15 protein-coding genes and 1 pseudogene are annotated in these 14470 nt (G+C 72.6%); 9 read left to right on the top strand and 7 right to left on the bottom strand.

Annotation, left to right across the window (positions count from 1 at the left end):
- The first annotated feature begins 20 nt into the window (after positions 1–20).
- Together AB0C12_RS30725 and AB0C12_RS30720 are read left to right on the top strand one after the other, a co-directional pair.
- Entirely contained in the window at positions 21–476 is a 456-nt protein-coding gene (locus AB0C12_RS30725; RefSeq protein WP_360553328.1) for an SRPBCC family protein, read from the top strand.
- On the top strand, positions 473–1477 hold the full coding sequence (locus tag AB0C12_RS30720; RefSeq protein ID WP_360553327.1) for an SDR family oxidoreductase: 1005 nt from the start codon (positions 473–475) through the stop codon (positions 1475–1477). The genes AB0C12_RS30725 and AB0C12_RS30720 overlap by 4 nt, the downstream gene beginning before the upstream one ends.
- Positions 1478–1480: 3 nt before the next feature.
- On the opposite strand, the gene AB0C12_RS30715 is transcribed toward AB0C12_RS30720, so the two are convergent.
- Positions 1481–3070 (bottom strand): NAD(P)/FAD-dependent oxidoreductase, encoded by a 1590-nt coding sequence (locus AB0C12_RS30715; RefSeq protein ID WP_360553326.1) that lies wholly within the window; start codon positions 3068–3070, stop codon positions 1481–1483.
- Between the two features lie 106 nt (positions 3071–3176).
- On the opposite strand from AB0C12_RS30715, the gene AB0C12_RS30710 reads away from it, so the two are divergent.
- From AB0C12_RS30710 to AB0C12_RS30700, 3 genes are all read left to right on the top strand, one after another.
- Positions 3177–4145 (top strand): YihY/virulence factor BrkB family protein, encoded by a 969-nt coding sequence (locus AB0C12_RS30710; protein ID WP_360553325.1) that lies wholly within the window; start codon positions 3177–3179, stop codon positions 4143–4145.
- Between the two features lie 95 nt (positions 4146–4240).
- On the top strand, positions 4241–4702 hold the full coding sequence (locus AB0C12_RS30705; protein WP_360553324.1) for an SRPBCC family protein: 462 nt from the start codon (positions 4241–4243) through the stop codon (positions 4700–4702).
- 75 nt (positions 4703–4777) lie between these two features.
- Entirely contained in the window at positions 4778–5014 is a 237-nt protein-coding gene (locus AB0C12_RS30700) for a hypothetical protein (protein WP_360553323.1), read from the top strand.
- Positions 5015–5136: 122 nt separating this feature from the next.
- Here the strand turns inward: AB0C12_RS30700 and AB0C12_RS30695 are convergent, their stop codons facing one another.
- Positions 5137–5790, bottom strand: a complete 654-nt coding sequence (locus AB0C12_RS30695) for a hypothetical protein (RefSeq protein WP_360553322.1) — start codon at positions 5788–5790, stop codon at positions 5137–5139.
- 172 nt (positions 5791–5962) lie between these two features.
- Here AB0C12_RS30695 and AB0C12_RS30690 point away from each other — a divergent pair, with 172 nt between their 5' ends.
- Positions 5963–6160 carry a hypothetical protein gene (locus tag AB0C12_RS30690; RefSeq protein WP_212990676.1) on the top strand — a complete coding sequence of 66 codons (198 nt, stop codon included), beginning with the start codon at positions 5963–5965 and terminating at the stop codon, positions 6158–6160.
- 73 nt (positions 6161–6233) lie between these two features.
- Here the strand turns inward: AB0C12_RS30690 and AB0C12_RS30685 are convergent, their stop codons facing one another.
- Entirely contained in the window at positions 6234–6659 is a 426-nt protein-coding gene (locus AB0C12_RS30685; protein ID WP_360553321.1) for a hypothetical protein, read from the bottom strand.
- A 116-nt stretch (positions 6660–6775) separates the two neighbouring features.
- Here AB0C12_RS30685 and AB0C12_RS30680 point away from each other — a divergent pair, with 116 nt between their 5' ends.
- The gene (locus AB0C12_RS30680; protein WP_360553320.1) at positions 6776–7123 is read left to right on the top strand and encodes a DUF6401 family natural product biosynthesis protein; all 348 of its coding nucleotides are present in this window, start codon (positions 6776–6778) and stop codon (positions 7121–7123) included.
- 945 nt (positions 7124–8068) lie between these two features.
- Here the strand turns inward: AB0C12_RS30680 and AB0C12_RS30675 are convergent.
- A pseudogene (locus AB0C12_RS30675) lies at positions 8069–8752 on the bottom strand (hypothetical protein); the annotation flags it as partial.
- Positions 8753–8850: 98 nt separating this feature from the next.
- The gene (locus AB0C12_RS30670) at positions 8851–9741 is read right to left on the bottom strand and encodes a cellulose binding domain-containing protein (RefSeq protein ID WP_360553319.1); all 891 of its coding nucleotides are present in this window, start codon (positions 9739–9741) and stop codon (positions 8851–8853) included.
- Positions 9742–9931: 190 nt separating this feature from the next.
- Here AB0C12_RS30670 and AB0C12_RS30665 point away from each other — a divergent pair, with 190 nt between their 5' ends.
- Together AB0C12_RS30665 and AB0C12_RS30660 are read left to right on the top strand one after the other, a co-directional pair.
- Entirely contained in the window at positions 9932–12070 is a 2139-nt protein-coding gene (locus tag AB0C12_RS30665; RefSeq protein ID WP_360553318.1) for a SpoIIE family protein phosphatase, read from the top strand.
- Positions 12071–12123: 53 nt separating this feature from the next.
- Positions 12124–12804: an HAD family hydrolase gene (locus AB0C12_RS30660; protein WP_360553317.1), complete on the top strand. Its 681-nt coding sequence runs from the start codon at positions 12124–12126 to the stop codon at positions 12802–12804.
- A 5-nt stretch (positions 12805–12809) separates the two neighbouring features.
- Here AB0C12_RS30660 and AB0C12_RS30655 read toward each other — a convergent pair whose 3' ends face one another.
- On the bottom strand, positions 12810–13247 hold the full coding sequence (locus tag AB0C12_RS30655; RefSeq protein ID WP_360553316.1) for a hypothetical protein: 438 nt from the start codon (positions 13245–13247) through the stop codon (positions 12810–12812).
- Positions 13248–13642: 395 nt separating this feature from the next.
- Positions 13643–14452: an SDR family oxidoreductase gene (locus AB0C12_RS30650; protein ID WP_360553315.1), complete on the bottom strand. Its 810-nt coding sequence runs from the start codon at positions 14450–14452 to the stop codon at positions 13643–13645.
- Between the last annotated feature and the right edge of the window lie 18 nt (positions 14453–14470).

Genomic DNA, 14470 nt, shown 5'->3' with positions numbered 1-14470 from the left:
GTGCCGGGTACGAGTGCCTCGTGGCTATCGTCAAGCGTACCGTCCAGGCTCCCCCGGAGCAGGTCTTCGCCGTGCTCGCGGACGGGTGGACCTACAGCGACTGGGTTGTCGGCACGGTGCACATCAGAGACGTGGACGAGCACTGGCCCGAGGTGGGTGCCGAGTTGCACCACAAGGCGGGACCGTGGCCTCTGTCACTGCAGGACAGCTCGACGGTGCTCGCCATGGTGCCGGACCGGCTGCTGAAGCTGCGGGCGGGCCTGTGGCCGCTCGGCTCGGCGGTCGTGGAGATCGTGCTCGACCCGGTGGCCGAGGGCGGCACCCGGATCACCATGAAAGAGGACTTCGAGGCCGGGCCGCTGCTGTTCGTCCGCAACAAGATCAACGACCTGGTGCTGCACCGGCGCAACATCGAGTCGCTGCGCCGGCTGACCGACATCGTGCTGCGCTCGGCCAGCAAGGGGGCCCAGGCATGAGTCAGGTAGTCGTCATCGCCGGTGCCAGTGCCGGTGTCGGGCGGGCGGTGACCGCGGCGTACGCGGCCCGCGGCGCCAAGCTCGCGCTGATCGCCCGCGGCCGGGCCGGGCTCGAGGGCGCCTCGCTGGAGGCCCGCGCCGCCGGTGCCGCCGACGTGCGCACGTTCCAGGTCGACGTGGCCGACGCCGAGGCGGTGCAGGAGGTCGCCGACGAGGTCGTGCGCGCCTGGGGCGGCATCGACGTCTGGGTCAACGACGCGATGGTCTCGGTCTTCGCCCCGGCCTGGGAGATCACCCCGGCCGAGTACAAGCGGGTCACCGAGGTCAACTTCCTCGGCACGGTGCACGGCACGCTCGCGGCGCTGCGGCACATGCGCCGGGCCGGGCACGGTGCGATCGTGCAGATCGGCTCCGCGCTGGCCTACCGCGGCATCCCGCTGCAGGCGCCGTACTGCGCCACCAAGCACGCCATCCAGGGTTTCAACGACTCGCTGCGGGCCGAGCTGCTGCACGACGGCAACCGGGTGAAGCTGTCGATGGTGCAGCTGCCGGCGGTCAACACCCCGCAGTTCTCCTGGGTACGGACCCGGCTGCCCCGGCACCCGCAGCCCGTCCCGCCGATCTACCAGCCGGAGGTGGTGGCCCGGGCGGTGCTCTGGGTGGCCGACCACGGCAAGCGCGAGATCAACGTCGGCGGCCCGACCCTGAAGACCCGGCTGGGCAACATCGTCGCGCCGGGCCTGCTCGACCGGTACCTGTCGCGCGACAAGCAGGGCTACGAGGGCCAGCAGACCGCGGACCCGATCGACCTGGCCACCTGGCAGGACAACGTCGACAAGCCGGCCGACGAGGAACGCGACCACGGCGCCCACGGCGTCTTCGACGACCAGTCCCGGACCAGCTCGTTCGCCCTCTGGGCGGCGATGCACAAGCCGCTGGTCGCCGGGGTGGTCAGCGCGGGACTGGGTGCGGCAGCGGCGGCCCTGGTGCGCCGCCGCTGACCGTCAGCGGTAGATGGCTTTGTGGGCGGTGCTGATCGCCGCCTCGTAGAGCCGGCCGGTCAGCGCACGGTCGCGGGCCAGCGCCGCCCGGGCCGCGTTGGCCCCCGGGGCGCCGTGCACGCCGCCGCCCGGGTGGGCCGAGGCGCTGGCCAGGAACAGCCGGTCCACCGGGGTGTCCGGCCGGCCCAGCCCCGGGATCGGGCGCAGGAAGAGCTGCTGGAACGCGGCCGCCGTACCGCCGCCCAGGGCCCCGCCGACCAGTGACGGATTCTCCCGTTCCAGGTCGGCCGGGGAGAAGACGTTGCGCCCGACGACCAGCCGGCCGAAACCGGGCGCCTGGGCCTCCAGCACGGCCTCCATGCGCTCGACGTGGGCGGCGATGTCCTCGGCGGCCCACTTCTTGCGATGCGGCAGGTGGGTGTACGCCCACACCGACTCGGTGCCCTCCGGCGAGTGCGACGGGTCCGCGGTGGTCATCTGCCCCAGCAGCAGGAACGGGTCCGGCGGCATCTCGTCCACGGCCAGGTGGGCCGCGTACCGGGTCAGGCCGTTCAGGTCCGCACCCAGATGCACCGTTCCCGAGCCGGCCGCGGCCGGGTTCTTCCAGGGGATCTTGCCGTTGACCGCCCAGTCGACCTTGACGGTGGCGCCGTCCCAGCGGAAGAACTCGAGGTCCTCCTGGAAGCGTGAGGGCAGCCACCGCGAGCCGACCATGTCCAGATACAGCGCCGGGGCCGGTACGTCGGCGAGCACGGCCCGGCGGGCGCGCCAGTTGCGGCCGTCCGCCGTGCGTACACCCATCGCCTTGCCCCGCGCGACCAGGATGCGCGTCACCGGGGTGTCGTAGGTGATCCGCCCGCCGCGCGACTCCAGCCGCGCGACCAGAGCGGACGTGATCTGCTGGGCGCCGCCGACGGGGACCGGCCAGCCGTACTCCTGGCCGAGCATGGCCAGCAGCCAGCCGTAGACGCCGCCGCCCGCCTCCTCCGGCGAGAGGTCCGTGTGCAGCGCGCACCCGGCCAACGCGAGCTGAGCGCCCTCGCCCTCGAACAGCTCCGAGCCCAGCTCCCGCACCGACAGCACGAGCCGGCGGGCCAGCCGCAGCGCGCCGCCGACCTTGAGCTGACGAGCCAGCTCAAGCCCGGAACGGACCGGCGGGAACGGGGTGAACAACACGTTGAGCATCTGCTGCGACACGTCGCGCCAGTCGTCGTACGCGTGCCGCCACCGCTCCCCGTCCCCGGGAGCGAATTGCTCCATCGACGCCATGGTGGTCTCGACGTCGCGGTTGACAGTGGCCGCCCGGCCGTCCGGCAACAGGTGGGTCAGCACGTCGGGAGCGTTGGTCCAGCTCAGCCCGTGGTCGCCGAGCTCGAGCCCCCGCATCACCGGCGAGGCGTAGCCCAGCGGGTAGAACGAGCTGAACAGGTCACTCAGGTAGCCCGGGGCCGTCACGTAGCCGGAGCGCACCGCGCCGCCGGGATGCGGCGTGGCCTCCAGCACTTCGACACTCCAGCCGGCGTCGGCCAGCAGGTTCGCGGCCACCAGCCCGTTGTGTCCCGCTCCGATGACTATCGCGTCCGCACGTTCCACGTCACCCGCCGCCTCTCGTCGCGCTCGCCCTACCCCGTCGAGTTTGTCGCAAACAAGGCGCGGGTAGTGCTGTGTGTGCACGGCGTGACGGATGAGGAGCCCCACGATGACTGCCGTTGACGCCCGTACCGAGACAGCTCCGCTGCCGACCCGGTTCCGCCAGTTGCGCTGGTCGACCTGGCGTGGGGTGTTGTGGCGCAGCGCGAACGGCTACCTCGACGACGACTGCGGTGACCTCGCCGCCGCCCTGACCTACAACGCGGTGCTGGCCGTCTTCCCGGTCGGCATCGTCGTGGTGGCGCTGGTCAACCTGGTCACCGACGGCCGCACGGCGGTCAACACCATCCTCGGCATCCTGGAGGACCTGGGGGCCGGTTCGATCGTCGCCGACCAGAGCCTCCGGAGCGTGCTGGACGCGATCATCGTGCAGCAGAGCTCGGCGAAGGTGCTGCTCGGCTTCGGTCTGCTCGGCGCCCTGTGGTCGGCGTCCAACTACATCGGAGTCTTCACCCGGGCCTCGAACCGCATCTACGGGGTGCGCGAGGGACGCGCGTGGTGGAAGCTGCGCCCACTGCAGATCGGCCTGAGTGCGATCGCTCTGGTCCTCATCGCGACCGTGGCCGCGGGCCTGGTGATCAGCGGACCGATGGTGGACGCGGTCGGCAACGCGTTGCACGCGGGTGAGGCGGCCAAGCTCACGTACTCGATCGGTCGCTGGCCGGTGCTGGTCCTGATCCTGATGCTGCTGCTCTCGCTGCTGTTCTGGATCGCGCCCAACGTCAAGCAGCCGAAATTCCGCTGGCTCACCCTCGGCGGCGTGGTGGCGTTGCTGGTCTGGGCTCTCGCCACCTTCGGCTTCGGCCTGTACGTCGCCAACTTCGCCTCCTACGACAAGACGTACGGCAGCCTCGGCGCCGTCATCGCGTTTCTGGTCTGGATCTACCTGTCCAATTCCGCCCTGATGCTCGGCGTCGAGATCAACGCCGAGGTGCAGCGTGGCCGGCAACTCCAGGCCGGCAACGAGGACCCGGACCCGCCGCTGCCGCCCCGCGCGGAACCCGACGACCCGGTTTAGCCGTCCCGAGGCCGGGCACGTTTCCTTCAGACGGGCCGCGAGAGCGACCCGGGCAGCACAGCAAGGCGGGGCAACAACACTGAAGGGGAATCACCGTGAGTACAGTCACCGAGTCCGTTGACGTCAACGTCCCGGTAACCACCGCGTACAACCAGTGGACCCAGTTCGAGGAGTTCCCTCGCTTCATGGGCGGCGTCGAGGAGATCAAGCAGCTCGACGCCACCACCACGCACTGGAAGACCAACATCGACGGGGTCAAGCGGGAGTTCGACGCCAAGATCACCGAGCAGCTGCCCGACGAACGGGTGGCCTGGACCTCCATCGAGGGCTCCAAGCAGGCCGGCGTCGTGACCTTCCACCGGCTCAGCGACACCACCACCCGCGTCACCTGCCAGATGGACTTCGAGCCGCAGGGCGTGGCCGAGACGGCCGGCGACAAGCTCGGCTTCCTCGACCGCCAGGTCAAGGGCGACATGAAGCGCTTCAAGGAGTACATCGAGCAGCGCGGCACCGAGTCCGGCGCCTGGCGCGGCCAGGTGGACCGCCCGGGAGCATGATCGCGTGAACAACGGAACGGCCGCCGGCTCACCGGCGGCCGTTTCGCCGTCCCCGGCCCCGGGTACGCCACAGCCATGACTGATCGCGAAGACGGCGTGTGGCGCGACGAGGAGAAGACCTCGGTGAAGGACCTCAGCGAGGCGATGGCCAGCTGGGACACCGACGGCCAGGGCGACCCGACGGACAACGACGCGGGCGAGGAACAGGCCTTCGGGCACGGGGCCCAGGTGACGACGGAGAACGAGGCGGGCCAGACGGACCCGGACCGCGAATACCGCCCCAGCACCACCGGCCGCGGCGGGCCGCACTGATTTCATGCTCCGGGATATGGGCCGCGACCTGAGTTCTTGGTCGCGGTCTTTTCTCTGATACGCGTCTCGGAGCCCCGTGACACAGCGGAGGACTCGATTGCCGGGCGAACCCGGTGGCCGCGTCAGCCCCAGACGGTGACGCTGCCGACCTCGGTGCCGACGTTCATCGTGTAGCGGTCCGGGGCTTCGGGCCAGGTTGCCGGGGCCAGGACCGCGTCGGCCGGGGCTCGGGTCCGGCCCGCCCACGGGACGGCGACCAGGCCGGCGCCGCCTCGGAGGTGCAGGCGTAGCGGCGTACCCGGGGGGAGCGCGACCGCCACCTCGCCCACGCCGCCGGCCACGATGATCGGGACCGTGCCGCGGGGCGCCGGGAGGCGCATGCTGACCAGGCCGGTGCCGGAGCCGAGTTCCAGGCGGCGCAGCCGGCCCGCCGACAGATCCAGGTGCTGCTCGCCGGCGCCCGCCGGGAGGCGGATGTCCCAGCTCACCGCCCGGTTGAGCAGGATCTGCACGGCATCCGGGCCGTCGGCGCCGGTCGGGCGCAGACCCAGCCGGACCCGGCCGTGGGTGCCGGTGACCGCCGGCGCGAGGCCCGAATCGGCCGGTGTGCTGATCCGGTAGAGCAGGCCGGGCAGGTCCGCGAGCCGGACCTCGACCCGCGACGCGGAGTCCCGGACGATCAGAAACGCACCGGTACGGCCGTGCAACGCACCCGCCAGCACGTGCTCCTGCGGGCCGTCCGCGGCGGGCATCTGCCGGGCGCCCAACGTCGTCACGGGGGCACAACCGGCCCCGAAAAAGCCCACAATCAGGGCGGCGAGCAGCGCGAACACCGGTCGCGAACCGACCGTGGACCGACGATGACGCTGCGCAGTAGGCACCATCGGACAACCCGGGATCGGCCGAAAGGGTGACGGTGAAGCACCCAAATCGGGCCACAATATCCGGATGCGTTCAGCCGGTTTTCTGTCCGAGCGTCAGCGCCGCCTCGCGTGGGTGGGTTTTCTGCTCGCCGCGTTCCAGGCCCCTGCCGCCGCCCAGCTCATCGACGACGCCTCCTGGCTCTTCGCCGTGGTGGTCGCTCTGCTCGTTGCCGCTGTGATCATCGCCGACGACACCCAGCGTCGCCGGCCCACCACGGAGTAGTCCCCGGACCTCTCCGCGTCACCGCCCGGAGTCCCGAGCCCAGCGGGCTCGGGACCTTTCACGCGCGGTCCTGTCAGCGGGCCTCGTGGCCCGCACGCCCCCGGGTCCGTCGGCGTTCCTTCAGTTCGGCCTCGAAGAGGTGGCGGCGCCCGCCGGCCAGTTCGTCCCGGGCGTCCTTCTCGAGCGCGCGGAACTCGGCGTAGTAGCCGTCGTCGAACTCCTCGACCAGCTGGAACGTCCAGTGCCCGGGCACGACGTTGCGCCCGATCAGCTCCTGCGCGATCCGTTCCGCCAGCTTGGGCTGCCCGGCCCGTACAAAGAGCGAGACGGCCTCGTCGAGCTTGAAATCGGCCTCGCCGACCAGCTGATGCAGCGAATACAGGTGCCCGCGCACCCGCTCGACCGTCTCCAGGGCCTCGCTGAGCTTGCCCAGCGCCTCCACCGTGACGTCGTCCACTCCGTCGGGTCGCCGGTGCTCGCTGTCCGGGCCGTCCACCATCCGTGCCTCCCTGGCCGCTGGGTCCGGTTCAGGCTTTCCCCACCGGCGCGAGTTCAACCGAGCTGCACCGATCGGGGACACCGTTGGCTACCCCGCGATCCCTACCTTTGCATCTTATGAATGGCCTGTTCAGCGGCGCTGCCGCCCGTGCTGCCCTGCGTTCCGCCCACGCCTGCCTCGAGGAGCTGATGGCCTCCGTCGGCGCCGACGGCCTCGATGCCGCGACGCAGTCCCCGGGACTGCTCGCCACCGTCGACCAGCACGCCGCGGGCATCCGCGACAGCCTGTCGTCGGACGTCCGCCCGCTGACGGCGGTCATCCTCGCCGCCTACGCGGAGGGTGTCCGCGACGCGGCGTTCAAGCACGGCTGGCGCCCGCCGGCCGGCCCGATCGACTGGACCGAGAACGACTGGGTGCTCAACCGCCTGCTGGCGGTGTGCTCGCTCGCCCGCACCCTGCCCTGATCTATCGCTGACAGGCCACACCGACCATTCGGGGCCGGTACCGGATCATCCGGTGCCGGCCCCCTTTCGGGTCCGCCGTCAGGTGGTCGGCCCGTCGTCCCGGCGTACCCGGATGACCTGGGTCTTCTCCCCGTCGGCGGGGGTGCTCTGCTGAGGCAGCGCCTGGCGCAGCTCACTGCCGGAGATCGCGACCGTGCTGTCCGGATCGGCATCCGTCGGGCCGGTGACATCCGCCGTCGTCTCCGCGTCGCCCGCCGAGCCCGGCTCGTCCACGGCGGCGCTCTGTTTCGCGGGTGCTCCCCCGGTGGTCGCGTCCGACCCGCCCGGGGACGACTCCTCGGCGGCCGCGGATTCCGGCTCGGACCCGCTCCCGGTCCGCGGCGAGCCTGCGGCCGACGCCGAGACAGCTCCGGCAGCGTCCTCGCCCGGCTTGCCTGCCGCGCCCCGCGCGTCGTCCGGCCCGGCACCGGAGCTGTCGGCGCCGGCGTCTTCCTCCGCGTCGCCGGCCGCACGTGCAGCGGTATCCGTGCCGTCCTCCGGCTGACCAGCCGCGTCGCGATGCAACCAGGTCGTCGTCTCAGCCGTTTCCACCGGCTCCGGGTCGTCGAAGCCGGGCACCACGTGCGGCCGATCGTCACTACCCGGCCAGGGCCGCTGCACAGGAATGACCTGCGTCTTCTCCGCCGCCGCAGCCGCTGCCGCCCGCTCCCGCGCGGCCTCCTCAGCCGCCCGCGCCGCCTCCTCAGCCGCCCGCGTCTCGGCCTCGGCCGCCTCCGCCCGCGCCGCCTCGGCCGCCGCGTCCTCCCGCTTACGCCGCTCGGCCTCTTCGGCCCGCGCCTGCTCAGCCAGCCGCGCCTGCTCGGCAGCCAACGCCGCCGCCTTCCGCGCCGCCTCCGCCTCGGCCGCCTTCTTCTCGGCCTCGACCCGGGCCCGCTCGTCCGCATAGCTGCGGGCGTGCTCCCGGATCGCCGCCGATTCCGCGCTCGCCCGCTCCAGCCAGACTTCCCAGCGCCGCTGCATCGGGCGGATCAGCCCGCCGCCGACCCCGACGATGACCACCCCGGCCACGGTCGCCAGCACCGCGATCAGCACCGGCTGGGTCACCGCCGTGGCGATCTGCACCTGCTCCAGCGCCGCGATGACCCCCAGGGCCACGATCAGCCAGTACGCCACCTGCGCCAGCACCCGCCCGTACGCGAGACCGCCGAGCGCGCTGCCGATCAGGTCCCGCACCGCCCCGCCGATCGCCGCGGCCACCACGATGATCACGATGGCCACGAAGGCCCGGGGCAGCCAGCCGATCAGCGCGGTGAGCAGATCGCTGACCGCGTTCGGGCCCCAGATGCCGAAGGCCAGCTGGAGCGCGAAGAGCAGCACCGCGTAGAACGCGATCTTGGCGCAGAGGTCGCTGGGCTCGACCCGGCCGCCCAGCGCCCTGCCGATGGCGCCGCGTTCGACGGCCCGGTCGAAGCCGATCCGCCGCAGGGTCTTGACCACCACCGTGCGGACCAGCCGGGCCAGGACGTAGCCGATGAGCAGGATGGCGAGGAAGGCCAGCGCCGTCGGTACGAACAACAACACGGATCGCCACATGTCGCTCAACGCATCGCTCAGATCGGCGCTGCTCATCTGCTCTCCCTGGAAGGTGTCAGCGGCCGGTGTCGATGCGGCCTGCGCCGACCATAGGTCGCCGGACCCGGATCCGCACCGTCAGCGGGAGGTGAAGCTCAGGAGCAGGGGCTGCCGTCGATCGCGCAGGCGCCGGGCAGGGCGGACAGCAGACCGGCCACCTGGAACGAGAAGGTGACCGCCCCACCCGCGGGCACGGTCGGCTCCCCGGCCGGCGTGAACGTCACCGTCTCGCCGTCCTGCGCGACCGAGGCGCCGGTGGCGGTCACCGCGTTGCCGCCGGGCACGGTCAGGGTCACCCGCCAGCCGGTCACGTCGCGGGAGCCCGGGTTCTCGATGCGGACCGTTCCCGCGTACCCCAGGAGACCGTCCTCGGCCGGGTCCACGACGTGGCTGATCGTCGCGGTCAGCGGCAGCGGCGGGGCCGGCGCGACGGCCGGCTGCGTCGCGGCCGGTTCCGGCGGCGCCGCCGTGGCTGCCGGCGGCGGACTCCAGGGGTCGGGCACGCCGGGCAGTGTCACGGCGTCGGGCAGTGGACGGTCGGTCTCCGAGGTGCCCGGAGTGGTCGCCGCCGCGGTGGTGCTCGTCGGAGCGGGATCGGTGGTGCGGGCAGCGACCGGTTCCGAGCCGGGCAGCGCGGGGTCGAGCGGCAGGAGCCCGGTGGTGGGCCCGTCGGACGGCGCGGCGCCCTGCGCCTGTGCGCGGGGTGCGTCCGCGGAGCCGCCGAGCGCGGCATAGCCCAGACCGGCGCCGGCCAGGATGGCGACGGCCGCGGCGGCGAGGATCGCGGTCTGCGAACGGCGGCGCGGCTGCTGTCTGATGTGCGACACGATCGGCGCCCGGGCGGGCGGGGGCGGTGACGGAACGGGAGCGGCCGGCCCGCCCGGGTGCAACTCGTACACGTACGGCGGCACGGGATCGAATTGCTGCAGCTCAGCGACATATCCCATGACGCCGCGGCTGGGCCGGGGCCGCGGGTTCTCGCTCATCGCGGGACTATAAGCGAGCCAAGATCAGATGAGCCAAGCCCTGTTCCGTACGGCCGGACTACGCACCGTGAGATCACGCTCGATCGGGTCACGGACGGCACATGCCCCTCACCCAGGCGTACCGGGCATAATCGGACGTCCGTATGGTGCCCCCATCGTCCGAACGGCCGAGGCGGGCTACGCTCATCTCATGGTCGGCATGGGGAGCTCTCTCGCGATGACCACGCTGCCCGATCAGACCGGCGTCCCGCCGGAGCGCGCCGTCGACTGCGCCGAGCTCGTCCGCCTGCACCCGTGGGCGGCGACCTCGCTGGGCCCGGCCGAGGCGTGGGACCCGGTGGTGCGCGCGACGGTCGACATGTTGCTCGCCTCGCCGGTGCCGATGGTGCTCGCGTACGGCGACGACCACGTGCTGATCTACAACGACGCGTACGCGGAAGTGCTCGGTGCCCGGCACCCGACGGCGCTGGGCCGCCCGGCCGCCGACGTGTTCGACGAGTTGTGGCACACCCCCGGCGTCGGCGGCGTCATCGCCGACGTCTACCGCACCGGGCAGCCGTTCCTGGAGGCCGAGACCCAGGTGGCGGTGGCCCGGGGCGGCGCCGGGCACGTCGAGCAGGCCTCGTTCACCCGCGGCCATTCGGTCATCCGCGACCTGCAGGGCGCCGTCGTCGGCGTGCTGACCGTGGCGGCCGAGACCACCCAGGTGACCCGCCGGCTGCAGAGCCTCGGTGACCTCACCGCGCGGCTGGCCTCGGCGTTGACCATCGACGACGTCGCCCGGGTCGTCCTGTCCTACGCGATGACCTCGTTCGATGTCGACCACTGCGTCTTCGCCGTCGACGACGGCGCGGAGTTCCGCTACGTCCGGCGGATCCGCGGCGAGATGATGGACGAGGCGGACGAGCGCCTGCCCCCGCTGTGGAAGAGGTTCGCCCCCGACCCCGACTCGCCGATGGTGGCCGCCGCGCAGACCGGCCGTCCCACGTTCCAGGCCGACGGCGCCCCGCTGGCCAAGATCGCCCAGGACCGGCACGAACGCCGGATCCGCGCGCTGGCCGCGATGCCGCTGCGCACTCCCCTGCTGCGCGGCGCGCTGACCATGGGCTACCGCACCGCGCACACCTGGCTCCCGGCCGAGCGCGCCCTGCTCTACGCGGCCGCCGAGCTGGTGGCCCAGGCCGCCGAACGGGCCCGCCGCTTCGAGGCCCAGCACGGCACAGCCCAACTGCTGCAGCGCAGCATGCTCCCGGAGCACCTGCCGGAGCTCGACCGGTTCCGCATCGCCGCGCGCTACGACGTCGGCGTGGACGGCAACGCGGCCGGCGGCGACTTCTACGACGCGTTCGAGCTGTCCGACGGCCGCCTGGCGATGGTGCTGGGCGACGTGGCCGGTCACGACGTACGGGCTGCCGCCGTGATGGGCCAGGTCCGGGCCGCGCTGCGGGCACTGGCGCTGACCGACCCGGCCCCCGGCACCGTGCTCGCCGGGCTGGACAGGCTGGTCGGCTCGCTCGGTGCGGAGTCGCGCAACGAGGAGATCTTCGTGACCGTCGTGTACGGGGTTCTCGACCCCACCGACGGCACCATCACGCTGGCCAGCGCCGGCCACCCGCCGCCGGTGCTGCGCCGCGCGGGCCTGCCGGGCGGCCCGGCCGGCGCCGAGCTCGTCCAGGTGCCGCCGGGTGCGCCGCTCGGGCTGGGCGGCCGATGGCGTACGACGGTGCTGCAGCTGGAGCCCGGCGACTCGATCCTGATGTTCAGCGACGGCGTTGTGGAGCGCCGGGACCGGCCACTGAGCGCGGGCCTCGCCGACCTGGTGGCCGCGGCGGCCGCGGCGACCAGTGGTGACCCGCGCAACCTGTGCTCGCTGGCGACGGCGGCCGTGTCCGGGAGCACCGACGACGACGTGGCGGTGCTGGCCGTGGAGCGGGCGGTGACGCTGAGCCGTTCGGCCACGATGCTGGTCCCGGCCGAGCCGACGGGTCCGAGCCGGGTCCGGCAGTGGATGTCGACCCGGCTGCGGGAGTGGTCGGTGCCGGAGCCGGTGATCGGCGCGGCCATCCTGTGCACCAGCGAGCTGACCACCAACGCGCTCCTGCACGCGGGCACCCCGGCCCAGGTGCACATCGACCTGAGTGCGGAGCGCCTGCTGGTGTCGGTGGCCGACACGGGTACGCGAGGCAGCGTGACCCGGGCCCGGACGGACACCCTGAGCAGCCGGGGCCGGGGGCTGGGCCTGATCGAGGAGCTGAGCGACACCTGGGGCACGGACCCGACGGTGCGCGGCTCCACGGTCTGGTTCGAGATGCTGATCCCACCCCGCTGATCCGGTCCCGCCCCGCCGCGTTTGCCGGCGCCGAACGGGGTAAACGTCCAGGTATGACAGCGAAACCCGGGGTCCTCTTCGACGTCGACGGCACCTTGGTCGACACCACGTACCTGCACGCGGTGGCGTGGTGGGAGGCCCTGCGCCAGTTCAACCACGACGTACCGATGGCGGAGATCCACCGCGGCATCGGGATGGGCTCGGACAAGATCATCGACCACCTGCTCGGCCAGGACCGGGACAAGGGCTCGGACGACGAGATGACCACCGCCCACGACATCCTCTACGGCGCCTGGTGGGAGCGCCTGCGCCCGCTGCCCGGTGCCGGGGACCTGCTGCGCGCCTGCGCCGATCGGGGCCTGGCCGTCGTCCTGGCCTCATCAGCCAAGGAAGCGGAGCTGAACATCCTGCGCAAGGTCGTCGACGCCGATGAAGCGATCACAGCGGCGACCTCGTCGTCCGACGCGAAGCAGAGCAAACCGGCGCCGGACATCCTCGAGGCGGCGCTGGACCAGTCCGGGGTCGACCCCCGGCAGTCGGTCTTTGTCGGGGACGCGGTCTGGGACGTCAAGGCGGCGGCGAAGCTCGACATCCCGTGCATCGGCCTGGCCTGCGGCGGCACCAGCGCGGCGGAGCTGAAGCGGGCCGGTGCCGTCGCCACCTACAAGGACCCGGCAGACCTGCTGCGCGACCTGGAGAACTCGCCGATCGCCGAGCTGCCGAAGCAGGCTTGAACGGCTCAGCGCGGGTGGTCGGCGGTCCGCGGTCGGTCACCCGCGAACAGTGAGAACAATGCCAACACGACGGCCAGCCCGGCCGCGACCGAGATGACGAAGCCCCGGTCCATGCCCCGCGGCGCGAGCATCCACCCGGCGATCACGGCGACCACGGCCGCGGCAGTCATCGCGAGGCGGACGGTCCGCTGCGCAGCGTCGTTCACGGTGCCACCGCCCGGGCGGACGCCGGCCTGCTCGCGCTGTAGGCGCCACACGGTCACAGCGATGACCGCGGCGCCTGCCGCACCGGCGACGCCGGTCACGATGAACGGAACCGCCAGTCCGTAGCGGCCCGGCCCCGCGGCACCGACGCCGGACAGGGCGAGCATCGCGAACACCACGACCGCGATGCCGTGCTGCACCGCGCTGCGGCGCAGCCGCCGCTGTTCGGGATTCGTCATCGCGTCCTCCGCCCGCTCAGCGTCATCGTCGCACGCGGGCCCGCCCGGACCCACCCGCTCCGTCGGCCGGTCCGCGACGACCGAGCACCGGGCCCCGCGCCAGGTCCTGTCTCTCAGATCATCGTGGCGATCATTCGATCGTCGGACCGGGTGTGGCGCCGTGGAAAACGCGCTCGGCGGTGCCGAAACACAGGCACGCGAAGGCATCGGACGCTCCCGCGGCGCTCGAGGCGGCGCAACCACATCGAACGCGGCTTCAACCGACGCAAGCACTGGCGCGGACTGGCGACCCGCTACGACAAACCGGCGTCCACTTCCAAGCCACCCTCGACCTCGTCGAAATGCTCGACTGGCTCCGCGCGGTACCCGACGGCCTTGATCCAAGAGACAGAACCTTAAGGCCGACGCCAGTCGTTGCCGGTCAGGTGCGAGCCGGCCTGCGGCCCCATGTTGAGCATCCCGCCGTCGACCGGCCACGAAGCCCCGGTCACATACGTCGCGTCCGCCCCGGCCAGGAAAGCCACCACCGCCGCCACCTCGCGCGCGTCACCCGGCCGGCCCAGTGGCACCCCCGGTCGGCCGACCCCGGTCGGATCCACATCCTCCTGCCCCGTCATCGGGGTGGCGATCTCCCCCGGCGCCACCGAGTTCACCGTGATGCCGTGCTCCGCCAGCTCCAGGGCCAGGACCCGGGTCAGCAGACCCAGACCACCCTTGGCCGCGCAATACGCCCCGGCACCCACGCGCGGCGCCGTCTCGTGGACGCTGGTGATGTTGATGATGCGACCGCCCCGGCCCGCCTCGACCATCCGGCGGCCGGCCCGCTGCGCGCACAGGAACGGGCCGTCGAGGTCGACGGCGAGCACCTGCCGCCATTCGTCCCAGCCGGTGTCCAGCACCGGGGTGGTTGTGCCGGTGCCGGCGCAGTTGACCAGCACGCCGAGGCCACCGAGCGCGTCCGCCAGCTCGTCGATGACGTCCGCCGCCGCGGGCAGCCGGGTCAGGTCGAGGTCGCGGACCTCGGCGCGGCGGCCCGCCCTGCGGACCTCGTCGGCCGTGCGTTGCGCTTGCGCGGCGTCGCGGTAGCTGGTGATGCCCACGTCGTAGCCGTCCGCGGCCAGGGCGACCGCCACCGCCCGGCCGATGCCGGACTCGGATCCGGTCACCACCGCCACCCGGGGATGGTTCGCGTTTCTGCCAGTCATGGCGGCCGGTTACCCGGC

Source organism: Actinoplanes sp. NPDC048967 (assembly GCF_040649415.1).
Taxonomy (GTDB): Bacteria; Actinomycetota; Actinomycetes; order Mycobacteriales; family Micromonosporaceae; genus Actinoplanes.
Note: the sequence above shows the minus strand (reverse complement) of the source record. Positions and strands in the feature narration are given on the sequence as shown.